General features: G+C 51.8%; 24 protein-coding genes. 14 read left to right on the top strand and 10 right to left on the bottom strand.

Annotated features, from left to right (window positions below; all coding sequences use genetic code 11):
- Positions 1–12: 12 nt before the first annotated feature.
- Positions 13–2163, bottom strand: a complete 2151-nt coding sequence (fadB, locus tag ACF8D4_RS18370) for a fatty acid oxidation complex subunit alpha FadB (protein ID WP_392466131.1) — start codon at positions 2161–2163, stop codon at positions 13–15.
- Between the two features lie 236 nt (positions 2164–2399).
- On the opposite strand from fadB, the gene pepQ reads away from it, so the two are divergent.
- The 4 genes from pepQ to hemG (ACF8D4_RS18350) all read left to right on the top strand — a co-directional run bounded on the left by pepQ (position 2400) and on the right by hemG (ACF8D4_RS18350) (position 6378).
- Positions 2400–3722, top strand: coding sequence for a Xaa-Pro dipeptidase (gene pepQ / locus ACF8D4_RS18365; RefSeq protein WP_208184312.1), 1323 nt, complete (start codon positions 2400–2402; stop codon positions 3720–3722).
- Positions 3715–4329: a YigZ family protein gene (locus ACF8D4_RS18360; protein ID WP_144191694.1), complete on the top strand. Its 615-nt coding sequence runs from the start codon at positions 3715–3717 to the stop codon at positions 4327–4329. The genes pepQ and ACF8D4_RS18360 overlap by 8 nt, the downstream gene beginning before the upstream one ends.
- A gap of 64 nt (positions 4330–4393) precedes the next feature.
- Positions 4394–5851, top strand: a complete 1458-nt coding sequence (locus tag ACF8D4_RS18355; protein ID WP_025011829.1) for a TrkH family potassium uptake protein — start codon at positions 4394–4396, stop codon at positions 5849–5851.
- Positions 5851–6378, top strand: a complete 528-nt coding sequence (hemG, locus tag ACF8D4_RS18350; RefSeq protein ID WP_028780927.1) for a menaquinone-dependent protoporphyrinogen IX dehydrogenase — start codon at positions 5851–5853, stop codon at positions 6376–6378. Before ACF8D4_RS18355 ends, hemG (ACF8D4_RS18350) begins: the two co-directional genes overlap by 1 nt.
- Positions 6379–6381: 3 nt before the next feature.
- Here hemG (ACF8D4_RS18350) and ACF8D4_RS18345 read toward each other — a convergent pair whose 3' ends face one another.
- Positions 6382–6687: a metalloregulator ArsR/SmtB family transcription factor gene (locus ACF8D4_RS18345; protein ID WP_025011827.1), complete on the bottom strand. Its 306-nt coding sequence runs from the start codon at positions 6685–6687 to the stop codon at positions 6382–6384.
- A 228-nt stretch (positions 6688–6915) separates the two neighbouring features.
- On the opposite strand from ACF8D4_RS18345, the gene hemG (ACF8D4_RS18340) reads away from it, so the two are divergent.
- Complete coding sequence (hemG, locus tag ACF8D4_RS18340; RefSeq protein WP_054745270.1) at positions 6916–7455, top strand: menaquinone-dependent protoporphyrinogen IX dehydrogenase; 540 nt, start codon at positions 6916–6918, stop codon at positions 7453–7455.
- A 148-nt stretch (positions 7456–7603) separates the two neighbouring features.
- Positions 7604–8137, top strand: coding sequence for a spermidine N1-acetyltransferase (gene speG / locus ACF8D4_RS18335; RefSeq protein WP_392466127.1), 534 nt, complete (start codon positions 7604–7606; stop codon positions 8135–8137).
- A gap of 6 nt (positions 8138–8143) precedes the next feature.
- Here speG and ACF8D4_RS18330 read toward each other — a convergent pair whose 3' ends face one another.
- From ACF8D4_RS18330 to def, 5 genes are read right to left on the bottom strand one after another with little or no spacing between them, the layout of a single operon-like run.
- Positions 8144–9586 (bottom strand): TrkH family potassium uptake protein, encoded by a 1443-nt coding sequence (locus ACF8D4_RS18330; RefSeq protein WP_144221429.1) that lies wholly within the window; start codon positions 9584–9586, stop codon positions 8144–8146.
- 10 nt (positions 9587–9596) lie between these two features.
- Positions 9597–11006 (bottom strand): Trk system potassium transporter TrkA, encoded by a 1410-nt coding sequence (gene trkA, locus ACF8D4_RS18325; RefSeq protein WP_025011823.1) that lies wholly within the window; start codon positions 11004–11006, stop codon positions 9597–9599.
- A gap of 9 nt (positions 11007–11015) precedes the next feature.
- Positions 11016–12314 carry a 16S rRNA (cytosine(967)-C(5))-methyltransferase RsmB gene (gene rsmB, locus ACF8D4_RS18320; RefSeq protein ID WP_345871357.1) on the bottom strand — a complete coding sequence of 433 codons (1299 nt, stop codon included), beginning with the start codon at positions 12312–12314 and terminating at the stop codon, positions 11016–11018.
- Positions 12311–13264 (bottom strand): methionyl-tRNA formyltransferase, encoded by a 954-nt coding sequence (gene fmt, locus ACF8D4_RS18315; protein WP_144133293.1) that lies wholly within the window; start codon positions 13262–13264, stop codon positions 12311–12313. Before fmt ends, rsmB begins: the two co-directional genes overlap by 4 nt.
- Before the next feature lie 27 nt (positions 13265–13291).
- On the bottom strand, positions 13292–13801 hold the full coding sequence (gene def / locus ACF8D4_RS18310) for a peptide deformylase (protein ID WP_025011820.1): 510 nt from the start codon (positions 13799–13801) through the stop codon (positions 13292–13294).
- Positions 13802–13927: 126 nt separating this feature from the next.
- On the opposite strand from def, the gene ACF8D4_RS18305 reads away from it, so the two are divergent.
- The 3 genes from ACF8D4_RS18305 (at position 13928) to ACF8D4_RS18295 (ending at position 16607) form a co-directional block, all read left to right on the top strand.
- Complete coding sequence (locus ACF8D4_RS18305) at positions 13928–15028, top strand: LysM peptidoglycan-binding domain-containing protein (protein ID WP_025889800.1); 1101 nt, start codon at positions 13928–13930, stop codon at positions 15026–15028.
- An 83-nt stretch (positions 15029–15111) separates the two neighbouring features.
- Complete coding sequence (dprA, locus tag ACF8D4_RS18300; RefSeq protein WP_025889801.1) at positions 15112–16128, top strand: DNA-processing protein DprA; 1017 nt, start codon at positions 15112–15114, stop codon at positions 16126–16128.
- Positions 16129–16130: 2 nt separating this feature from the next.
- Complete coding sequence (locus ACF8D4_RS18295) at positions 16131–16607, top strand: DUF494 family protein (protein WP_025889803.1); 477 nt, start codon at positions 16131–16133, stop codon at positions 16605–16607.
- A gap of 205 nt (positions 16608–16812) precedes the next feature.
- On the opposite strand, the gene ACF8D4_RS18290 is transcribed toward ACF8D4_RS18295, so the two are convergent.
- The gene (locus ACF8D4_RS18290; protein ID WP_392466121.1) at positions 16813–18570 is read right to left on the bottom strand and encodes a collagenase; all 1758 of its coding nucleotides are present in this window, start codon (positions 18568–18570) and stop codon (positions 16813–16815) included.
- Between the two features lie 162 nt (positions 18571–18732).
- On the opposite strand from ACF8D4_RS18290, the gene ACF8D4_RS18285 reads away from it, so the two are divergent.
- From ACF8D4_RS18285 to hemF, 3 genes are all read left to right on the top strand, one after another.
- Entirely contained in the window at positions 18733–19296 is a 564-nt protein-coding gene (locus tag ACF8D4_RS18285) for a type I DNA topoisomerase (protein ID WP_025011817.1), read from the top strand.
- Positions 19297–19378: 82 nt separating this feature from the next.
- Complete coding sequence (locus ACF8D4_RS18280) at positions 19379–19942, top strand: L-threonylcarbamoyladenylate synthase (RefSeq protein ID WP_335918832.1); 564 nt, start codon at positions 19379–19381, stop codon at positions 19940–19942.
- A gap of 25 nt (positions 19943–19967) precedes the next feature.
- Positions 19968–20882 (top strand): oxygen-dependent coproporphyrinogen oxidase, encoded by a 915-nt coding sequence (gene hemF, locus ACF8D4_RS18275; protein WP_392466118.1) that lies wholly within the window; start codon positions 19968–19970, stop codon positions 20880–20882.
- A 33-nt stretch (positions 20883–20915) separates the two neighbouring features.
- Here the strand turns inward: hemF and ACF8D4_RS18270 are convergent, their stop codons facing one another.
- Positions 20916–21347, bottom strand: a complete 432-nt coding sequence (locus tag ACF8D4_RS18270) for a group II truncated hemoglobin (protein WP_025011814.1) — start codon at positions 21345–21347, stop codon at positions 20916–20918.
- A gap of 125 nt (positions 21348–21472) precedes the next feature.
- On the opposite strand from ACF8D4_RS18270, the gene aroE reads away from it, so the two are divergent.
- Together aroE and ACF8D4_RS18260 are read left to right on the top strand one after the other, a co-directional pair.
- Positions 21473–22294 (top strand): shikimate dehydrogenase, encoded by an 822-nt coding sequence (aroE, locus tag ACF8D4_RS18265; RefSeq protein ID WP_044735619.1) that lies wholly within the window; start codon positions 21473–21475, stop codon positions 22292–22294.
- The gene (locus tag ACF8D4_RS18260; RefSeq protein ID WP_028780916.1) at positions 22291–22554 is read left to right on the top strand and encodes a DUF1488 domain-containing protein; all 264 of its coding nucleotides are present in this window, start codon (positions 22291–22293) and stop codon (positions 22552–22554) included. The genes aroE and ACF8D4_RS18260 overlap by 4 nt, the downstream gene beginning before the upstream one ends.
- On the opposite strand, the gene ACF8D4_RS18255 is transcribed toward ACF8D4_RS18260, so the two are convergent.
- Positions 22551–23102, bottom strand: a complete 552-nt coding sequence (locus ACF8D4_RS18255) for a gamma carbonic anhydrase family protein (RefSeq protein ID WP_096142795.1) — start codon at positions 23100–23102, stop codon at positions 22551–22553. The genes ACF8D4_RS18260 and ACF8D4_RS18255 overlap by 4 nt on opposite strands.
- Positions 23103–23540 lie beyond the last annotated feature (438 nt).

Below are 23540 nucleotides of genomic sequence, written 5' to 3'. Positions count from 1 at the left end.
CCTTTCCGCAAATTAGGCCTGATAGTAAGAACCGTTGTTGGCTGCCAGTTCACGCATGCCATCGGTCACCTGGTAGAGTCCCCCCAAGTGGGCGTATTTGTCAGCCAGGGCGACAAAGTTGGCAACGCCCATGGTATCCAGATAACGGAACACACCGCCTCTGAATGGTGGGAAGCCAAGACCATATACCAGACCCATGTCGGCTTCGGCCGGGGTGGCTACTATGCCTTCTTCCAGGCAGCGTACGGTTTCAATAATCATGGGGATCATGGTGCGGGCGATGATTTCATCGCTGCTGAACTCTTTGAGTTCACCGAATTCGGTCTGCAGTAATTCGTAGCTGACAGGATCCTTGTCTTTCTTCGGCTTACCACGCTTATCCACAGAATACTGGTAGAAACCTTTACCGTTCTTCTGCCCCAGGCGCTCATGGCCAAACATGATATCTATGGCGTCTTTACCTGTTTTGCCCATACGGTCCGGGAAGCCTTCGGCCATGACGGCCTGGGCGTGATGGCCGGTATCCAAACCGACTACATCCAGCAGATAAGCCGGGCCCATAGGCCAACCAAACTGTTTCTCCATCACCTTGTCGACGGCGATAAAGTCTGCACCATCGGCCAGCAGGCCGTTAAAACCGGCGAAATAGGGGAAGAGTACCCGGTTAACGAAGAAGCCGGGGCAGTCGTTGACCACTATCGGCGTCTTACCCATCTTGCTGGCATAGGCCACTACAGAGGAGATGGTTTCTTCCGAGCTATGTTCGCCACGGATCACTTCCACCAGTGGCATCTTGTGCACGGGGTTGAAGAAGTGCATACCGCAGAAGCGGGAAGGGTCTTTCAGACTCTTGGCAAGCAGGTTAATCGAGATGGTTGAGGTGTTGGACGCTATGATGGCATCGGCAGCCAGCTGCTGCTCGACTTCGGCCAGCACAGTCGCCTTAACCTTGGGATGTTCTACTACCGCTTCTACTACTATGTTGGCGTCTTTGACGGCGCTGTAGTCGAGCGATGGGGTGATGTTGTTGAGCACTTTGGCCATCTTGGCCGGGGTGGAGCGACCACGCTCTACCTGGGCCGTCAGTAGCTTGGCCGCTTCGTTAAGGCCGAGATCCAGCGCCTTCTGCGCTATGTCCTTCATCACAATCGGCGTACCCTTGCTGGCACTTTGGTAGGCGATACCGCCGCCCATAATGCCTGCGCCCAATACTGCAGCTTGTTCAATGTTTTTGGCTTGTTTGGCGGCCTTCTTGGCTTTGCCTTTGACCAGTTGGTCATTGAGGAAGATGCCGATCAGCGCCTTGGCCACATCAGTTTTGGCCAGTTGAATAAAGGCTTGATGCTCTACCAATAAGGCTTCTTCGCGCCCCAGACCGGCTGCCTTTTCCACAACGTTAACCGCCGCCATTGGTGCCGGATAGTGCTTGCCGGCAACGGAAAACACCATGCCCTTGGCTGTGGTGAACGACATCATGGCTTCCTGCTTGGGCAGTGTCAGTGGCGACTGTTTACGTTGACGGCGGCTCTGCCAGTCAAGTTTGCCAGCCAGCGCGTCCTGTAGCATCTGTAGTGCTGCGGCCTGGAGCTGCTCTGGAGCCACTACTGCGTCTACAGCGCCGACTTTGAGAGCGGCTTCCGGGCGTTGGTCTTTGCCTGTAGTGATCCACTCCAGTGCATTGTCTGCACCTATCACTCTGGGTAGGCGCACTGTGCCACCGAATCCCGGGATGATCCCCAGCTTGGTTTCCGGCAGGCCGATTCGGGCACTGGTGTCGGCAATGCGGAAGTCTGTGGCCAAAATGGTTTCGCAACCACCGCCCAGGGCAAAACCATTGATAGCAGAAGCAGTTGGGAAAGGCATGTCTTCCAGCTTGTTGAATATCGCATTGGCTTGCTGCAACCATGATACGAGTACTTCATCTTCCTGGGCGAACAACCCAAGGAACTCAGTAATGTCGGCACCGACAATAAAGGCATCTTTGGCCGATGTCAGCAGCAGTGCCTTAACGCTGGATTCTGCTTTGATGGCGTCCAGTGCCTCATCCAGAGAGGTCAGGGTGGCGCGGTCGAATTTGTTTACCGATCCTTCGGCATTGAAGCAAAGGCGGGCGATATTATTCTCGAGTAACTCAACCTGAATCATCGAATTTTGGTAGATCATTGCTTGCATCCTTATTGCTTAGGAGTAGGGCAGCTCAGGCCATCATTTGACCAGTTGTTGCTCAGTGTGCTTCGAAAAAAGGAAAAATACAACACCCAATTTAAACGATCGTTTAATTGCTTACCGGTTAGCTGCAAATTTCAGCTTTGTGATACACTGCACACTGGCTTTTGTTGTAACTGTGAACAGCTTCCAATAGCAAGGGGAACCTTGATTTCAGATAACAGGGACGGCTTATTATGCAACTGGCTCAGCATTATCAATCACATATAAACACTCTTAATCAAAGGGTTGCCGAGATTTGTGCCCGTGAGGGACTGTCTGGATTGGCAATTCATTCGGGTCAACCACACAGGCAGTTTCTGGACGATATCGATTACCCCTTCAAGGTGAATCCCCATTTCAAGGCCTGGGTGCCTTTACTGGAAACACCTCACTGTTGGCTGCTGGTCAATGGTCGTGACAAGCCTGTACTGATCTTCTACCGTCCCGAAGACTTCTGGCATAAGGTGACAGATCTGCCGCAAAGTTTTTGGTGTGACAGTTTTGATATCCGTATTTTGACCAAGGCCGATAAGGTGGCGGACCTCCTGCCTGTGGCCGAAGGTCGCTGGGCCTATGTAGGTGAACACCTGGAAGTGGCTTCTGTGCTCGGGTTTAACAACTGTAATCCCGAAGCCGTAATGAGTTACATGCACTTTTATCGTGCCTGTAAGACCGATTACGAGTTGGAATGTATGCGTCAGGCTAACCGCATTGCGGTCAAGGGCCATCGCGCGGCCAAGAACGCCTTCTACAGTGGTGCCAGTGAGTTTGAAATCCAGCAGCAATATCTAAGTGCCATAGCACAAGGGGAGAATCAGGTTCCTTATGGCAACATCATAGCCCTCAACCAAAATGCTGCCATTTTGCATTACACTGCGTTGGAGCATGAAAGCCCACAGCAGAGGTTGTCTTTTCTGATCGATGCAGGTGCTTCTTTCCACGGCTATGCCGCCGATATCAGCCGTACCTATGCTTTTGAAAAAAATCGGTTCCACGATCTTATCCAGGCGATGAATCAACTGCAGCTTCAACTGATTGAGCACTTGCGACCCGGCAAACGTTATACCGAGCTGCATCTGCTGGCTCATCAACAGCTGGCGACTCTGTTACTTGAAGCCGGCCTGGCCAAAGGCTCACAAGAGACGCTGCTGGAGCAGGGCATTACCCGGGCGTTTTTCCCTCACGGGCTGGGGCATATGTTGGGATTGCAGGTGCATGATGTAGGTGGTTTCTTCAATGACGAACGCGGCACTCATGTGGCCCCTCCGGAAGAGCACCCGTTTCTGCGCTGCACCAGGACTATGGCGCCCGGGCATGTAGTAACCATAGAACCCGGGCTCTACTTCATCGACAGCCTGTTGGCGCCACTCAAACAAGATGGCCGCAAGGCGTTAGTGGATTGGGACATGGTCGCCAGTTTGCGCCCGTTTGGTGGGATCCGCATCGAAGACAATGTCATAATTCACGCCCATGGCAACGAAAACATGACTCGAGAGTCTGGTCTCATTGATTGAAAGTTATCCCATTGCGGCCGAGGAGTTGGAATATGAAGAGGAGATAAAGCACAGCCGCTTTATCTCTCTGGTATTTCCCTGTCATTCGCCGGAAGAGTTTAAACAGCAACTACAACAGATAAAGCAGCGTTATCCCGGTGCCAGTCATTATTGCCAGGCATTTATTTGTGGTGCACCCATGGGGCAGTCGGCCATGGGTTCGAGTGATGATGGCGAGCCGGGCGGTAGTGCCGGTCGCCCCATGTTGGCGGTATTGCAGGGGGCTGGCATAGGCGAGATTGGCGCGGTTGTAGTGCGTTACTATGGTGGCACCAAGTTGGGTGTGGGTGGGCTGGTTCGTGCCTACAGTAGTGGGCTCAAGCAGATGTTGCCCAGGCTGGCGACCAAGACCAAAATGCTTAGGGAAAAAGGCAGTCTGGTTTGCCGTTACGACCAATTGGCCGATGTCGAACATCTGCTGCAGAGGCTCGATGTGTTGATAGAGGGGCGGGAGTTTTCAGAGCTGATTCGGCTGACACTGGCTGTGCCCTTATCTGTTACCGGAAGCATCAATAAGGAGCTGGCTCCCATGAGCCAAGGCCAGTTAAAGATAGATTTTTCACAGTGAACACTCTGATAACTTGTGCGACAATGCTGGGTTTTATTGGCCAATGGACTGATTGAAAAACGGCATGCATTACCGAACAATTACCCGTATTACTGGGTTACTGATAGGGCTCTTCTCCATCACTATGCTGCCTCCGGCATTGGTGGCCCTTATCTATGAAGACGGCGGTGGTACAGCCTTTATCAAGGCCTTCTTTATCAGTCTATTTATCGGCTTCTGGCTCTGGTATCCCAATCGCCACCATAAGGCAGAACTCAAGACCCGAGAGGGTTTTTTGATTGTTGTGCTGTTCTGGACCGTACTTGGTGCCATAGGTACCTTGCCCTTTTTGCTATCGAAACAGCCGGACTTGTCGCTGGCCGACAGTATTTTTGAATCTTTTTCGGCACTGACAACCACAGGGGCCACTGTGATTGTCGGCTTGGATAACCTGCCAAAGGCGATACTCTTTTATCGTCACTTGCTGCAATGGCTTGGTGGCATGGGAATCATTGTGCTGGCGGTGGCTATTCTGCCGGTCTTGGGGATCGGGGGGATGCAGCTTTACCGGGCCGAGATCCCCGGGCCCGTAAAAGATTCCAAGATGACCCCCAGGATTGCCGAAACGGCCAAGACGCTCTGGTATATCTATCTGATGTTGACCCTGGCCTGTGCCGGCGCTTACTGGCTCGCCGGTATGAGTGCCTTCGATGCCATCAGCCATTCATTTTCTACTATCGCCATCGGCGGCTTCTCCACCCATGATGCCAGCATGGGCTACTTTCAAAGCCCGACCATCAATTTAATTTGTGTGGTATTTCTACTGATTGCGGCCGTGAACTTCAGCCTGCACTTTGCGGCATTTTCCCGACGGGGGATCAACTTCAAGGTTTACTTTCGTGATGCCGAATTCAAGGCGCTTATCGGTATTCAGTTACTGCTGACCGCTATCTGTTTCGCCACCTTGTATCACTCGGGTATCTACGACTCACCGGAACAAACTCTGGATCATGCGCTGTTTCAGGCGGTATCCATTTCCACCACTGCCGGTTTTGGTACCGAGAGCTTCCATGTTTGGCCGCTGTTTCTGCCTATTCTGTTGATGTTTTCCAGCTTTATCGGCGGCAGCGGTGGTTCTACTGCCGGCGGGATCAAGGTTATCCGCGTGGTGCTACTGTTACTGCAGGGCTCGCGCGAGCTTAAGCGTCTAATTCATCCCAGGGCCATGTTCTCCATTCGTATCGGTTCCAAGGCGTTGCCGGATAGGGTGATAGACGCTGTTTGGGGCTTCTTCTCCGCCTATGCTCTGGTGTTTGTCATCTGTATGCTGGTTCTGATGGCCATGGGGATGGATGCTATTACGGCCTTCAGCGCCACCGCAGCTTGCCTCAACAACCTGGGGCCAGGCCTTGGCGAAGTTGCCAGCAACTACGCCAGCATAGGTGACGGAGCCAAATACGTGCTTGTGGTTGCCATGTTGTTTGGGCGCTTGGAAATCTTTACCTTATTGGTGTTGTTTACCCCGACTTTCTGGAAGAACTGATGAGCAAGACTCTGATTATTTACTCGACCGTTGATGGCCAAACCAAGGCAATATGCCAGACCATGGCCGATGAATTGAGCCAAGCGGGTGAGATAGTCTCTATGGTATCGCTGGCTGAGGTGGAAACCGATACGTTACCGACATTCGATAAAATCTTGGTGGGTGCCAGCATACGTTATGGTAAGCATAGGCCTGAGCTGTATCGTTTCGTCAATAACCATCATGCGCTGCTGAACGCCAAGAAGAACGCCTTCTTTACCGTGAATGTTGTGGCCCGCAAGCCGGAAAAGAATACACCGGAAACCAACCCTTATATGCAGAAGTTCTTGCAGTTATCCCTGTGGCAGCCACAGTTGCAAGGCGTGTTTGCCGGCAAGATAGCTTATCCCAACTACGGTTTATTTGACCGTAGCATGATTCGGCTGATTATGTGGATAACCAAGGGGCCAACAGATACCAGCGGTACTTATGAATTCACCGATTGGCAGCGGGTGAAGGCATTTGCTGCCGAGTTTGCCGAGCTTTAAGACCTAAGCGCAGTACTTGCGGTGCAGAATAGAGATGACCTCTGTGACCTGCTGGTTCTTGAGCGAGTAGTAAACAACCTGCGAACTCTTGCGGGTCGCCACCAGATCTTCAGCACGCAGTACCGCCAGATGTTGTGACAGAGCGGACTGGCTCAGGGGCACGGTTTCATTCAACTGAGTGACGCTCAACTCTTGATCCAGCAGAAGGCAGAGGATCATCAGGCGGTAAGGGTTGGCGATGGCCTTGAGCCATTTGGCAGCGTTTTCCGCATTGGAAAGCATGGCTGCGACATCAATATCTTTTTGCATCAGCTTGGAACCTCTTCGCCTTTTGATTAGGTTATTCTAATTGAATGGGGAGATGAGCACAATCATCAGTCTTTTATCTGGATCGCAATTCTAGCCTGAAAAATACCGATACAGCGCAATTTGCGGCAATATTCTCACGGGTTGAAGCCGATTATGTGATCTTTCAACTTGTTCAATCCGGGCGATAAGCCACACAATTTAAGTTACAGACACTCAATAGGCGAACTTATGAAATCCATTCTTGTGCTCTACTTCTCCCGTGGTGGCCACACTGCCAAGATCAGTCGCTGTATTGCCGAAAGGCTACAGCAGTTGGGCCATGAGTGTGACAGCATGGATTTGGCTGCGGCGGAGGCGGAAAACATCGACTGGCAAAAATATGATGTCGTGGTCCTCGGTGCTTGTGTGCTTTATGGTACCTACGACAAGAGCGTGTTCGCTTTTTGCAGCAAACACCAACAGGTGCTGGCAGAGAAAGGACTCAGTTTCTTTTCCGTCAATGTGGTGGCTCGCAAGCCGGAGAAACGGATCCCGGAAAACAACAAGTATCTGCAGAAGTTTATTGCCCTGTCGGATTGGAAGCCCAAGGATGTGAAGATTATCGCCGGTAAGGTGGATTACCCCTCTTGGGGCTGGCTGGACAGCTTTATGATCCGGCTGATCATGAAGATGACGGGGGGGCCAACCGATCCCAAGACGGTTATCGACTACACGGACTGGGAAGACGTAAAGCACTATGCCGAGTACCTGAGTGACTTGGCTTCCTGATAGAGGCAATGTTTTCAAAGCGCAGTCCTGATACTGCGCTTTTTTGTATGTGTGGAAAAGGGTGGCAAGGTAAATTAACTTTCACTATCTGTGTGCCTGTTGTCCGCTTAATATGGCTGGCTTTATTGGCACGACTTTAGGAGGTGTCATGAATGACGGTGAGATTCGCCTACGGGCGCTGGAAAGAACAGACCTGAGGTTTATTCATCAGCTGAATAACAACCGCATCATTATGGCTTACTGGTTTGAAGAGCCCTATGAATCGTTCGATGAGCTTGAAGAGCTCTACAACAAGCATATCCACGATAAGACAGAGCGGCGCTTTATCGCAGAAAATGCTCAGCAGCAGACCATAGGTCTGGTTGAGCTGGTGGAGATCAATGACATTCATCGCAATGCCGAGTTTCAGATAATCATAGCGCCTGAGTTTCAGGGGCGAGGCTACGCCAGGGCCATGGTTAACAAGGCGCTCAACTACGCCTTTACCATACTGAACCTATACAAGGTTTATCTGCATGTGGCCTTGGAGAATGACAAGGCGTTACAACTCTATCAGAAGTGCGGCTTTAAAGAGGAAGGCCATCTGGTACAGGAGATCTTTATCAACGGCCAATACTCGGATGTCAAACGCATGTATGTCCTGCAGATCGATTATCTACAGCTGAATAAAATTCACCCATAGATAATATCAGTATTTCCAGAAGCTGGGATGGAACAAGACGGCGACAGTCAGGATCTCCAAGCGGCCCAGTAACATGCCTATCGACAGCGCCCATTTGGCCAAGTCCGGCAGGCTGGAAAAGTTGCCTGCTGGGCCGATAACAGGGCCAAGCCCTGGGCCGACGTTGGTCACTGCCGTGACTGCGCCGGACAGGCTGGTGACAGGGTCAAGACCACAAAGCACCAACACCAGCGTCAGCATCACGATAACCAGCATAAACAGCAGTGCGAAGGTCACCAGGGAACGCACAATCTCTTCATTGATAGGTCGGTTGTTGTAGCGTTCGCGGAAAATGCCGTTGGGATGAAACTGCTGCTTCAATTGTTCGCGCATGATGGCGCCGGCGATCTGGAAGCGGAATATCTTGATTCCGCCGGAGGTTGAACCTGAACAGCTGCCGACAAACATCAGGAACAGAAAAGCGATATTTGCCAGCGCCCCCCAACTGCCATAGTCGGTCAGGCCATAGCCTGTGGTAGTGACCACGGAAACCACGTTGAAACTCGAGAGCCGCAGGGCGTCAATAAAGGCTATTTCACGCGAATTGTAGAGCCAATAAGCCAGAGAGAAAGACACCAGCAGCAGAAAAAGAATAAAGCCTTTCACTTGGGCATCATTCCAGACCTTGATACTACGTTGCTGCAGACTCTGAACAAACATCAGCAGCGGCAGGCCACCGGCCGCCATAAATACCACCCCGACCCAGTGCGCCGCCTTGGGAAAGGCTGCCATGGAACTGTCCGAAGTCGAGTAGCCCCCAGTGGAGAGCGTGGTCATGGCATGGTTGAGCGCTTGAAACCAGTTCATCCCCGCCAGGTGATATGCTAAACCGCAGCATACTGTCAGCCCCAAATACACCAGAAACAGGTATTTGGCCAGGCTCTGGGTGCGGGGGATGGCCTTTTCGGACCAATCTGAGGATTCTGTTCTGAACAGCCGCATCCCCCCTACGTTGAGAAACGGCAGAATGGCCACTGCCATCACAATAAAGCCTATGCCACCGAGCCACTGCAACAGCGAACGCCAGACAAGAATGCTGTGATCCATGCTGTCCAGCCCGGATAGTACAGTGGAGCCTGTGGTGGTGATCCCCGACATGGTTTCAAAGAAGGCATCGGTGTAGCCAATACCGTGATACAGGGTAAAGGGCATGGCGGCGAACAAGCTGACAATAAACCAGGTGAGACTGGTCAGCAGGAACATGTCGCGGATATTCAGATTAAGCTGCTGCCCTTGGCCCCTGTGCATACAGATACTGGAGACAGTACCTGTGACCAGCGCCGATGCCATGAAGGCTGCCACTGTTTCTTCGCCGTAAAACAGGGCGAAGAAGAGTGGAATAAACATAAAGGCCGTCAGCATGGACAAAAACAGGCCTAGGATGAATAGTAGCGGGCGAAAATTCAGCATGGCCAGAGCCTTAGAAGAAGAAAGCGCTCGGCTGGAACAGTTTTTCCACTTCGCCGATAAACTTCTTGTTCACCAGGAAGAGAATGACATGGTCTCCCTGTTCGATAACTGTCTTATCGTGGGCCATCAAGACTTCATCATCGCGGACTATGGCGCCTATGGTGGTACCCGGTGGTAGCTTGATTTCGCCTATCTGTTTGCCGACGACTTTGCTGGTGCTGGAATCTCCGTGGGCTATGGCTTCAATCGCCTCGGCAGCACCTCGGCGCAGTGAATATACGTTGCAGATATCACCTTGGCGGATATGGGTCAACAAGGCCGAGATGGTGGCTTGTTGCGGCGAAATGGCGATATCGATATTAGCTTCCTGAACGATATCGACATAGGCTTCACGCTGAATAAGCACCATCACTTTCTTGGCACCCATACGTTTGGCCAACAGCGCCGACATGATATTGGCCTCGTCGTCGTTGGTGACGGCGATAAACACATCGGTTTGATCTATGTGCTCTTCCATCAGGAGTTCCTGATCGGAAGCATCACCGCAGAATACCGTAGTATTTTCCAGCTTTTCCGACAGCGCCTCGGCTCTGTCCTGACGATGTTCTATCAACTTGACCGAGTGATTACGCTGTAGCTTCTTGGCCAGTCCCAAACCTATGTTACCGCCACCGGCGATCATGATATTGCGGTAACTGTTATCCAGCTTCTGCATCTCACTCATTACTGCCCGCACATGGCGACTATCGGCGACAAAGAACACTTCATCATCGGCTTCTATGATAGTGGTTCCCCTGGGCATAATCGGCCGTCCCTGACGGAAAATCGCCGCTACCCGGGTATCAATATTCGGCATGTGTTCGCGCAGTGCAGCCAGCGCGTTGCCCACCAATGGGCCGCCATAATAGGCGCGAACAGCCACCAGGCTCAGTTTTCCTTCGGCGAACTCCAGAACCTGTAAAGCCCCTGGGTAATCTACCAGGCGTTGTATGTAAGCGGTTACTAACTGTTCGGGGGCAATCAGCTCATCTATGATGAAACCACCCCGGGTACGAGGCTCATTACTCTTGGTTTCACTGTCGATAAACAGCTTATCCTGCATCCCCAAGTACTGCTCTGAGCGAATACGGGCTATCTTGGTTGGTGTGCCAAACAGGGTATAGGCAATTTGACAGGCGGCCATGTTGCATTCGTCGCTGTTGGTTACAGCGATCAGCATATCGGCATCTTCGGCGCCGGCTTCTTTCAAGACGCCTGGGTGGGCTCCGTGACCGACAACCACCCGCAAGTCATATTTGTCTTGCAGTGCCCTAAGGCGATTTCTGTCACTGTCGACTATGGTGATATCGTTGTTTTCACCCACCAGGTTTTCTGCAAGGGTGCCACCGACCTGACCTGCGCCCAAGATGATTATTTTCATGGCCTCGTCTTATCCCTGAAGTTTCGACTTAACGATTCGCGCGTAATAAAACCCGTCCATATTGTCCTGTCCGGGCAAGATTTGCCAGCCTATCGCATCTGGCTGGTCTGCCTGAGTGATAGCTTCCAGCCGGGCATCCGGCGTACGCTCCAGGAAGGCGACAACTTGATCGCGGTTTTCCTGTGGCAGGATAGAGCAGGTGGCGTATAACAGTACACCGCCTGGCTTCAACCATTGCCAGCAGTGATCCAATATCTGTTGCTGCACCTTGGCCAACTCCTCAATATCCTGTGGCTTACGCAGCCACATGATATCCGGATGGCGCCGAATAACGCCGGTAGCCGAGCAGGGGGCATCCAGTAATATGCGATCAAACTTGCTACCCTGCCACCATGAAGCAATATTTGCGGCATCGCCGTGCACCAACTTGGCATTCAGTTGCAACCTTTGCAGGTTCTCGGCAACTCTCTGCAGCCGTTTGTTGTCGTTGTCGACCGCCACCAGTTCTATGTCAGGACACAGCTCCAGCAGATGGCAACTCTTGCCTCCCGGAGCGGCGCAGGCATCGAGAATGGTTTCGCCCGCTTGCGGTGCCAGCAGGGCGGCGGCCCATTGAGCAGCACCATCCTGCACAGACACTGAGCCTTCGCCAAAGCCGGGCAGAGTGGTGACATCGCAGGCTTGCTCAAGCAATATACTGTCTTCCCCCTGACCTGGAGTGGCGGCAATTTCGGCTTCAGCCAAGTGTTGCAGATATTGCTCACGACTTTGGGATAAACGGTTGTTGCGCAGCCACAGTGGCGGCCGCTGGTGACTCTGCTGCACAACTTGTTGCCAGTTTTCCGGATAGGCGGCAGTGAGCGCCTTGAGGATCCAGTTGGGCGTATTGTGTTCCAGCACAGGGTTATCTGTGGCCAGTGGACTATTGTCTCGCTGGATATTGCGTAAAACGCCGTTGACTACCTTGACCAGGTTTTCAAACTTCAGCTGACGACAGGCTTCGGCAGTTTCCGAAATGGCTGCATGGGCCGGTATCCGGGTGAAATACAATTGGTAACACCCCACAAGAAGCAGCTGGTGGACGATACGCTGTTTCCCTTTGAACTGTTTACTGAGGCAGTCGCTGACTCTCTTATCCAGCTGTGGCAGGGTGCGTATTACGCCGTAGCAAAGTTCGGCCAAAAGCGCCTTGTCTTTGCCGCTGTGAAGCTGCTGCTGTTGTTCGGGCAGGGCAACCGAGAGGGACATGCCACGCTCCAGCACCTGAAAGATGGCCTTGGCGGCAAGGGCTCTGAGATTCTGCCTCATGATGCTTGAGCCAAATTTTTTCCGGGCTGGAACCATTCGCCCCTGGCGTTGAGAATATCGGCGATATCCAGCGGTTTTTTCCCTGGCAGTTGCGCCTTTTTCAACACCAATAAGCCATCGGCAGTGGCAATAGCTAACCCTCGCTTGTCGGCGCGCACCACTGTGCCCGGCTCAAACTGCTCGGCTGACTCTTCCACTTCGGCCTGCCAGACCTTGATATTTTGCCCTTGGCATTCAAAGTAGCTCACCGGCCATGGGTTAAAGGCGCGGATCTCCTGCCACAGATTGCGGGCAGCCTTATGCCAGTCGATACGGGCTTCCTCTTTACTGAGTTTTTCGGCGTAGTTGGCCAGTGATTCATCCTGCGGCTCGGCGGTGAGTTTGCCTTCGGCCAGACCTTGCAGAGCTTGGATCAGTGCCACTGGTCCCTGTTGGGCCAGTTTTTCATACAGGGTTGCTGAAGTGTCGTCATCGGCTATCGGCAGCGAGGTCTTGAGCAGCATGTCTCCGGTATCCAAACCGACATCCATCTGCATTATGGTGACCCCGGTTTCTTTGTCCCCGGCCCACAATGCCCTTTGGATAGGCGCCGCACCGCGCCAGCGCGGCAGAATAGAGCCGTGAACATTGATGCATCCCAGGCGGGGAGCCTGCAACACTGCCAATGGCAGGATCAGGCCATAGGCGACCACCACCATGATATCGGCTCCAAGAGCTGCCAGCTCCTGCTGGGCTTCTTCGTGGCGCAGCGACTTGGGTTGATAGACGGGAATATCGTGTTCCAACGCCAGCGCCTTGACCGGGCTTGGGGTTAGCTTGTGGCCTCGTCCGGCGGGCTTGTCCACTCGGGTATAGACGGCAATGACTTGATGCTCTGAGTCCAGCAGCGCCTGCAGGTGGCGCGCTGCAAAGTCCGGAGTACCGGCAAAAATGATCTTCAGTGGTTTCAAAATAGATCCTAATTATTCGGGATTAATTCAGGCTTTAGCTTCCTGACGTGCCGCTTTTTCCAGCTTTTGTCTGATCCGCTGACGTTTCAGTGGTGACAGATAATCAACGAAAAGCTTGCCCTTTAGATGATCCATCTCGTGCTGAATACAGATGGCAAATAAACCGTCTGCTTCAATAGTAAATTCATTGCCATCACGGTCGAGCGCCGTCACGGTAATAAATTCGGCTCTATCCACCTTGGCATAAATACCGGGTACAGACAGACAACCCTCTTCATTACAGAAGTCGCCGCTGGCGCTGATAATTTGAGGGTTGATAAAGACTTTTGGACGTTCGACATCGTCCTGCAAGTCCATCACAATCAATTGCTTATGAAAATCGACTTGAGTTGCCGCCAGACCAATACCCTTTTCTTCGTACATGGTCTCGAACATATTATCGATTTGCGTCTGCAGTGCAGAATCAAATTCTGTCACGGGCTGGGCAATCGTGCGTAATCTCTCGTCTGGGAATCGTAATACTTTTAACAGGGCCATAGATAAACTCTTAACAAGTCTGTCAAATCCGTGCCAGTTGGTTATACTGACTTGTGCTATTGCGTTAATTTTAATCCTTAGCGGCTATCAATAACAGCAAAAGCTCTCACTAATGAGCCAGACAACATGGAAGCCCCCATGAAACGGTTAATTTTACTCGCGTTACTGACATTTAATTGCGCCTTCGTTGCAGCAGATACCCTGACATTAAAACCCGGTCATCCTGATACTTATGTGGTTAAGAAAGGCGATACCCTTTGGGATATATCGGCATTGTTTCTCAAAGACCCATGGCGTTGGCCCAAACTCTGGGGCGCCAATCCCCAGATAGCCAATCCACACCTTATTTATCCCGGCGATCGATTAACACTGGTGTTTATCGACGGTGAACCCCGGCTGGTCAATAAACCTCATGTTCGCAAGAGCCCGGCCGGAAGGGTTCAACCCAAAGGCGGTGCCATTCCCGCGGTCGATTTGGCCTTGATTCAACCCTACCTGGTGCAGAACCGGGTGGTCGACCCAGAGTGGTTCAAGGAACAACCTATGGTGCTGGGGGGAGAAAGAGATTCCCGTCACCATGTGATGGACGACATCATCTATATCCAGGCCAATCTGCCACAAGGCGATAAAGTCGGGATGTATCAGCCCGGGCGCGAATTTACCAATAAGGAAACCGGTGAGTTGCTGGGGCAGGAAGTGATCCTCAGTGCCAGCGGCCGAGTGGTGGAGTCGGGTGAGGTTTCCAAGGTGAAGCTGCTCAACAATTTCCGCGAAACCAAAGCCGGTTTCAGAGTGTTGGCGATAGAAGACGACTCCTTGTTGTCTGCCTACTTTATTCCCAAGGCCAGCGATACCGAGGGCGCCAAGGTGTTGGCATCTGAACGTAAAATTCGCGCCATGGGTAAACTGGATGTGTTTTATCTGGATCGAGGCAGCCGTGAGGGCGTAGAGCCTGGCGATGTATTCTCTATCTACAAGGACGGTGCCGAAGTGGTGATCAACGGCGATGGTATCCCCGTACCGCCGACCGAACGCTCTGCTTACGACAACCTGATGGCCAAGATGGGCTCAGACAATGCCGTTAAACTGCCCGACCTCTATCGCGGTCAGGTAATGGTGTTCAAGGTATTCGACAAGACAGCTCTCGGGCTCATCATGGTGAACGAGAGCCCTGTCAGGGTTGATGACCTTTTGGTCAAGCCTGACATATTACTGAAAGGTGAATGACGCATAATAGTCTGGTTGATTGGCTGGTTGTCGCTGCGGTATCTGGACTGGGACCCCTCCGGATAAGGCAATTACTCTTGCACATGGATGTGGCTGAGTTGAGACAGAGGCTGGAACATGAACCCCAGTCTTTGCCAATAAACCAGACACAGCTCCAACGCTTGGAGTTGGCTCCTGAAAAAGTTGACCAAGCCTTGCAATGGCAGCAGGGTGCAGAGGGCAGATATCTAATCTGCCCCGACGATCCCTTTTACCCGCCATTGTTGAAACATATCCCAGATTTTCCTCCGATTTTGTTCGTCAAAGGACAGGTTGAAACCCTGCTGCAACCCGCGCTGGCCATGGTCGGTAGCCGCGATGCCAGCCGCGCCGGTTTGTCGCTCGCCTGGCAGTGGGGCGCCGAACTGGATGCCTTGAACATCAGCGTATGCAGTGGTATGGCTGCCGGCATAGATGGCGCTGCTCACCGGGGAGCCTTATCGTCAACCGGCAAGACTATTGCAGTACTGGGAACCGGAATTGACGAAATTTACCCTCGAAGGCATAGAGCCCTTTATGATGATATTCAAGTACATGGCGCTGTTATCAGTGAACTTTGGCCTTCTGTCGGTGTATTTTCCGGGAATTTCCCCAAACGAAACCGTATAATCAGCGGCCTTGCAATGGGAACCTTGGTGGTAGAAGCTCGTCGGCGCAGTGGTTCACTGATCAGCGCTCGTTTGGCGGCAGAACAAGGCAGAGAAGTCTTTGCGGTTCCGGGTTCCGTTATGGGCGATGAACACCAGGGATGCCACGATTTAATTCGCAATGGGGCAAAACTTGTGGAGTCTGTGGCCGATATAGTGGAAGAGTTGGCGCCTTTATGTAGCTGCCACCTTGAAGACTTGCACAAGAGTCACCATATAAAACCAAGTGATAACTCTGAGTTGCCATTTAAAACGCTGTTAGCTAGTGTAGATTATGAGACCACACCTTTGGATGTTGTGGTTGAGCATAGTGGAATAACGTTGGATCTGGTGTTGGAACAATTGCTTGAACTTGAGTTGCAAGGTTGGGTTGCCGCAGTACCCGGTGGTTACGTTAGACTTAAGAGGAAATAGCCATGTTTGATATCCTCATGTATCTGTTTGAAAACTATGTTCATAGTGAAGTTGAAATGTTGGTCGACGAAGATGAGTTGACCAAAGAACTCACCCGTGCCGGTTTCCATCAGTCCGAAATCATCAAGGCGCTTTCCTGGCTTGAGCGGTTGGCCGAACTGCAGGAGAGTGATACTCCCTACCTTAGAGGGCATACTCAACATTCCTTCCGCATCTACACCAAAGATGAAATGGAGAAACTGGACGTCGAGTGCCGTGGTTTCCTGTTGTTCCTGGAGCAGATTCGGGTGCTGAATGTGCAAACCCGGGAGATGGTTATCGATCGGGTGATGGAATTGGACGAGCCAGCCATGGTGTTGGAAGACCTCAAGTGGGTGATTCTGATGGTATTGTTCAATGCGCCCGGTAATGAGTCTGCCTATGAGCAGATGGAAGATCTTATCTTCGAGCAACCCGAAGAAGGTCGATTACACTCCTGATCTGTTTTAGCTATGCCGCAGCAGCTTAATTTCCGGATTTAGCTGCCCGGTTTGGCTTTCATTAAGCGACCCTTTTTATTTCTACCATTCCGCAACTAAGCCGGTTTTTGTTCATATTCTTATGTTTTGGAAATACAGGCGCCAGACTTGCCGGCACCTTCCCAAACTCTTTCTTATCTGAATCAAGCATCCGATTACGACATTGTCAGTAGTGTTGATGACGGCCGCTGCTGCTCAAGTGTGCCGGCTGCAGGTAGTCACGATAGCTGTACCTATTGAGCTTGCGTATTGATGGGGCAGTATCCGCGTCATTGTTTTTGGCTGTTTGGGCCAGTTGTTGCAGCCATTGCTGGAAAGCTGGCTCCTTTGATGTTAAGGCCGTCAATTCCTGCTCATAACCGGCAAAATAATCCATTTTCAAGGCTTGGCTCAGGCGAACGAGTGCCAGAGGTTCTTGCTCTGCCAGGAAGCGGATAGCCAAGTAGCTCCAGCGGTAAGTACGATCTTGGCCGTCCTGGTACTCGGTGGCAAAAATACTCGCCAAGTCCAAAGCCTTTTTCTGTTCCAGGGCTTCAGTAGCTAAATCAATAGCCTTGGGGTTGGTTTCTCCCTTGGAGATATACTCCGCCAAGCCTTCGGCCCACCACACCATTTTGTCTGGAAAATGGCCAAAGCCACCATATTTGACGAAACGTCCGTCCAGATAGTGGACGTACTCATGGTTCAGGTTCCAAATGGCGAACTCGGGAGCGATCCAGAATTGGCGAAAGGCAAAGAAGCTGGCTTGGTTGCCCGGTTGCTGTGGTGTACCTTCTATATACATGCCGCCGTTGTCTGTACCTATATCAAACAGCAACTGCCCATAGGCGTTGTACTGGCTCCAGTTTTTGAAAGCTACGACTTGCAGCGCCTGGTTGTGATCGTTGGTTGTAGGTTGTTGCTCTGTTTTGAGCAAAGAGTGGAAATGGCTTTCCTGGGACGTTAGTCGCTGGCAGCTCTCGGTAAATTCAGCCGTGCTGAGATCCTGGGCGACGATAAATAGAGACTCTGAACATTCATGTCTTTGCGGTAGTACAGAGAGTAAGTCCGGTATGCGGCAAAGCTGAGTCTTCTCTTGGCAACTCAGTTGACCACCAAAGTGGTTTACATGGTATCCCAAGGTGTAGCTGTCTTTACCCGCATCACCTCTGATGGCAATATCTTTGAGTGCCAGGACTTCGAGCTGTTTATCCAGAACCAGTTGTTCTGGAGTCGGGGTATCGTCAGCTTGTTTGCCCTTGCTGGGGGTCAGTGCCAGGCGGTACATGGCCAGGGCCCAATATGCGTTTTCCCGCTCCCATGCTGATCTGTTGCCAGCTACAAAACCCAAAAGATCTGCGTCGAGGTGCTGTTGCAACAGCAGCTTATTCAACTGGCCATCGAGCCGCTGTCGGCTCTGGTTAAGTAGAAATCCATAGGCTCGAATTGTCTCCCATAATGCATAATCTCTGGCTTCACTGGCAGTTTGTTTACCCAATCGAGACAGCTGGTGGGCGAGCCTCGGCAGTAGTGGTGCAAGTTTTCCGGCTTGCTGGTCGCTGGTGAAATAGAGATAGAGGGTTACGGCAAACTGCTCATCCATAGAAAAGTTTGCCTGTTGCGGCAACCTTGTCAACGCGTCGGCTATGGCCTGAAAATCTGTGTCGGTCAATTTATCGAAGGGACCGAAATAACTGTATCCCCTCAAATAAAACAGCCCTTGCTGCCACTGCGTCATATCCGTTGTGTTTTGTAGTGACGCGAGCACATGCTGCAATTGCACTGGGTTATAGAGGGCATCCGAGTGTTGCAGTAATTGTTCATGGGAAGCTGTCGCTATGGCGGGGGACAGATTCGTGGTCTGTGTGTGGCCAGCGCAGGCGCTGATCATTAGCGTCATCAGTATGGAAGCGAGAGATTTTCCTGGAGTTGTGAGCAGAGGCATAGAGAGGGTCCTTTTTGTTATTTTGGATACAATATATCTTCATCCGTGCTGAGATCCCAGCCCCATTTGCCTTTGCTGTTTGATGACTCCAGTTGCAGGCTCCCTTTATCCGTGTGGCGCTGGTAAAATGTTCGCCTAACTCTTTTAATAGCGAGATGTGTCATGGCCAAGATAGACCAGCAGTTGTTCAATGCTCGGGCGCACGCGCTCGAAAAAGAATATGAACTTTGTCCCAAGTGCGGCAGTGAGCTCTCCGTGCGTCACAGTAAGCATGGTGGCTTCATTGGCTGTAATAATTATCCAGCGTGCGATTACACCCGGCCTTTGGTGCAGCACGAATCCATCGACTCTCAGCCTATTCCCGGCTCCGAGTGTCCCCAGTGCGGCCACGAGTTAGCGGTCAAGTCGGGGCGCTTTGGTATTTTTATTGGTTGTACCCAGTATCCACAATGCACTCATATCGAGCGACACGATCAGCAGGAAGAGGCTGAAAAAGTGGCTTGTCCTCAGTGTAATAGCGGAGTGCTTGAGCATAGGACCAGCAAGTTCGGCAAGAGCTTTTATGCTTGCAGCAACTACCCCAAGTGCAAGTTTCTGGTGAACTTTCCTCCTCGGGCAGAAGCTTGTCCTGAATGCGGTTTCGGTATTCTGGTAGAACGTAAGGGCGCTGCAGGCGACAGACTGGAATGTCCCCGTAAGGAATGTAAGTACAAGCGAACTCTGTGATCCGGCTAAATATGTGACTATAATCACCTCCGCTGTCGCCGAGGGCGCTCAGCCGTCTTTGTCTCTATAAAAGGTACTCTCAATGCTGCACTTGCTCGCCGCCAGGAGTAAGCAACTGCTTCTGGATGGAGGGGTCATAGCGTATCCCACCGAAGCTGTTTATGGTTTGGGATGCGATCCCGATAATGAAGCCGCCGTTTCCCGAATTCTCAACATCAAACAGCGTCCTTGGCACAAGGGGCTTATCATGGTCGCCAGTGACTATCGGCAGTTGCAACCCTATCTGGACGAGTCTCAACTGAGTGATGAGCAACTGCAGCAGGCTTTTGCCAAATGGCCCGGACCTTTTACTTTTGTCATGCCGGTGCGTCAGGGAATGAGCCAACTGCTTTGTGGCCATTTTGACTCTATAGCCGTCAGGGTGTCGGCCCATCCGGTTGTCAGGGAGTTGTGTGATACCTTGGGTAAGCCGCTGGTATCCACCAGTGCCAACTTGGCGGGTGAGCCGCCGGCACTGACTGTGAATGATATTGAAACAACTTTTGCCGGGCAGATAGATGCCCTTATCGAAGGGGAGTTGGGGCAGCAGCGCCAGCCTTCCACCATCATAGATATTCGCAGCGGCCAGATCCTGCGTAATGGCTAATAATTCCAAGCAAGAAGGAGCGAGCATGACGGCACCTGATTCCCACCAGGTAAAAGCATTCTTGATGCAACTGCAACAACAGATTTGTGAAGGACTGGAACGACTGGATGGCAAAGCTGAGTTTGCTACCGATTCCTGGAAACGGGCCGAGGGCGGTGGCGGGATCAGTAAGGTACTTAACGGCGGTGGCGTGTTTGAACAGGCCGGGGTGAACTTCTCCCATGTAGAAGGCGCAGCCATGCCGGCCTCGGCTACGGCACACAGGCCTGAGCTGGCCGGACGAAGCTTTGAAGCTATGGGGGTTTCACTGGTTATCCACCCGCTTAATCCCTATACCCCAACCACCCATGCCAATGTGCGCTTCTTTATCGCCCGTAAAGAAGGTGCCGATCCCGTCTGGTGGTTTGGTGGTGGCTTCGACCTGACCCCCTATTACCCTTTCCTCGAGGATGTGCGCGAATGGCATCAGCAAGCCAAAGCTATTTGTGAGCCCTTCGGCGAAGCGGTTTATCCCGAGTACAAAAAATGGTGCGATGAGTATTTCTTCCTGCCACACAGAAACGAAACCCGAGGTGTCGGCGGCCTTTTCTTCGATGACCTCAATGAAGGTGGCTTTGAGCACTGCTTTGCTTTCATGCAAGCTGTCGGAAATGGCTTCTTACCTGCCTATGCCCCCATTGTTGAGCGGCGTAAGGATACCGAATATGGCGAGCGTGAGCGCGAGTTCCAACTGTATCGCCGAGGTCGCTATGTAGAGTTCAACCTGGTCTATGACAGAGGAACGCTGTTTGGGCTGCAAACCGGCGGCCGAACCGAGTCAATACTCATGTCGATGCCGCCCTTGGTTCGCTGGCAATATGCCTATGAACCTGAAGCCGGCTCTGCCGAAGCCAAGCTATACAGTGACTTTTTGCACCCCAGGGATTGGCTCACTGAATAGTTAGTGAGCGTAACCAATAAGCCCTTCTTTGGCTTATTGGTTACGCATATGGTCAGCTAACTGAGCGATAGCATTGAAAATCACCTTCCTGTGTTCAGGATCCTTCAGATTGGCCTCCAGCGAGGCCCTCATGCATAACAGCCACTGATCGCGCATTCTTTCATCAACGGCAAACGGCATGTGTCTGGCTCTCAGCGCCGGGTGGCCATATTTGGCTTGATACAGCTGAGGCCCTCCCAACCAACCACTGAGAAATTCATATAGTTTCTGTTCCGATTGTGCCAGCGGAGCCTGATGTATGGACAGGAGTTCCTGAGTATCCGGCCGCGTTTGCATTTGCTGATAAAAGCTCTTGGCTATGGCGCGTATCGTCTCATCGCCACCAATCAGATCATAGGCGTTGGACTGGGTGGGGTCCCGCTCGGCTTCGGGTTTGCGATTGATAATTTTCTTTAGCCAGTTCATTTTCGTGTTGAATCTTGTTGTCGATTTTGGCGCCAGTATACACTGAAAGCCCCATAGGTCGGCAGCCTTGCCTGGCCTTGGGCCGCTGAGTAGACTGATACCTCTTCCATTGCTCTGGAGCACAGATGACCGACAGCTATGCCGTCTTTGGCAATCCCATTCATCACAGTAAATCACCCGCTATCCATGCAGCCTTTGCCGCTCAGACCGGGCAAACCCTAAGCTATCAAGCGATTCTGGCACCAATCGATGACTTCAGCGGCAGTGTCACGGCTTTTTTTGCTGCCGGGGGGATGGGCGCCAATGTCACTGTGCCTTTCAAGGAACAAGCCTTTCAACTCTGTGATGAGTTGAGCCAGGAAGCCGAAACCGCCGCCGCGGTGAATACCCTGATTAAACTGGATGATGGCAGAATTCGGGGTGACAATACTGATGGCTACGGCTTGGTGGCCGATCTTAGTTGTTACCTGACGCTGAAAGATAAAAAGGTCTTGCTGCTCGGCGCTGGTGGGGCTGCCAGAGGTTGTCTGCTTTCTCTACTGGCGGCCGGTGTCGGCCATATTGATATCTACAACAGAACATACAGTAAGGCCGAGGTGTTGGCGGCTATTGCGCCACAGCAATTGCAGGCGTTGAGGCGAAATGAACTCCATGAGGGCTATGACCTCATAATTAATTCCACCTCAGCCAGTTTGCATGGTGAGCTGCCGGATATTCCCGTAACCGTGGTTGCCAATCATAGCTATTGCTACGACATGATGTATTCGGCACATACAACCGCGTTCAATCGCTGGGCTGCCGAGCAAGGGGCGGCAAAAATACTGGATGGCTTAGGAATGTTGGTGGGGCAGGCGGCTAGAAGTTTCTATTTATGGCGAGGTGTCATGCCCAAAGTTGAGCCTGTACTCGAGAGTCTGCGGCAAGAATTGAAAGGAGAGGCCTCATGAATCAGGGGATCATCTTCAGCGACTTGTGTCAGTGGCAAGCCGAATCAAACAGGCTCATGTTTATGGCCCAGCAGCAAGGGGTCAGTATTCCTTGCTATGTTGGTTTACAACGTATGCAGCAACTAAGTGGCAAGGTTTTTCTCGAAGAACAAGAGATCCTGAGCCTGTTTGAACAGTGGCGCTTCGACTTCGAAGATGAAGCCGAGGCGCTGATTGAGCAGGAGTGCTTCAATGGAGCCGGTGAGATAGAGTTACCTTAGTCAGTACTACTTTGCTCGGCCAGGTACTCATCTTTAAGGCGGACATAGTTGTCTGCCGATTGTGGCAGAAATTGGCGTTCGGCTTCGGTCAAGGGGCGAGCCTGCTTGGCCGGGCTGCCTATATAGAGAAAGCCACTCTTTAGCACTTTGCCGGGAGGCACCAAAGAACCTGCACCTAAAATCACATCGTCTTCGATGATGACGCCATCCAAAATAATGGCTCCCATGCCAACCAATACACGATTACCTACCTTGCAACCATGAAGCATGGCTTTGTGCCCTATGGTGACATCATCGCCGATGAGCAGCGGGTGTCCCTCGGGATTGGTCACCGACTTACGGGTAACATGCAGGACAGTGCCATCCTGAACACTACTGCGTTTGCCTATGTGAATATGATTGACGTCACCCCGGGCAGCCACCATAGGCCAAACGCTGGCGTCCTGATCCAAAAAGATGTCACCTACCAGAACCGCAGCTTCATCAACATAGACGCCTTCGGCCAACTTTGGCTTGGTACCTTGGTAAGATCTGAGAGAATTGGCCATAAAAAGTCCTTATATGAATGGTTTTCGCCATTATAAAGATTAAAAAGTGGCAGGTCAGGACAAATTCTCGGCAAATAAGCCAAAAACAGCAGTTTTCTTATAAAAAGCCCTTGCACAAAAGTTTTGGCTCCCTATAATGCGCTCCCACTGACACGGCGCAGCGGCAACGCGAAAGACGTGACAGGGTCGAAGAAAAACGGCTCTCGAGTCCTTTCAACGACAGGCGAAAAAAGATGGTAAATACCTCTTGACGCCGCAGCAGGAAAGCGTAGAATACGCAGCCCTGACCCGATGGCCGCAGCGCCTAAGGGATTGCTCTTTAACAAGATAAACAAGCAAATCTGTGTGGACACTCACAGGCATTGAGAAATCGACAAAACGATTTAACTCGATGAAGAGTGTTCATACGAACAGAATTCATTGAGTCGATTCTTCGGA

The organism is Shewanella sp. YQ_9, assembly GCF_043103185.1.
GTDB lineage: Bacteria > Pseudomonadota > Gammaproteobacteria > Enterobacterales > Shewanellaceae > Shewanella > Shewanella algae.
The sequence above is the reverse complement of the archived record's forward strand: the minus strand, read 5'-3'. Positions and strand labels throughout refer to the sequence as shown.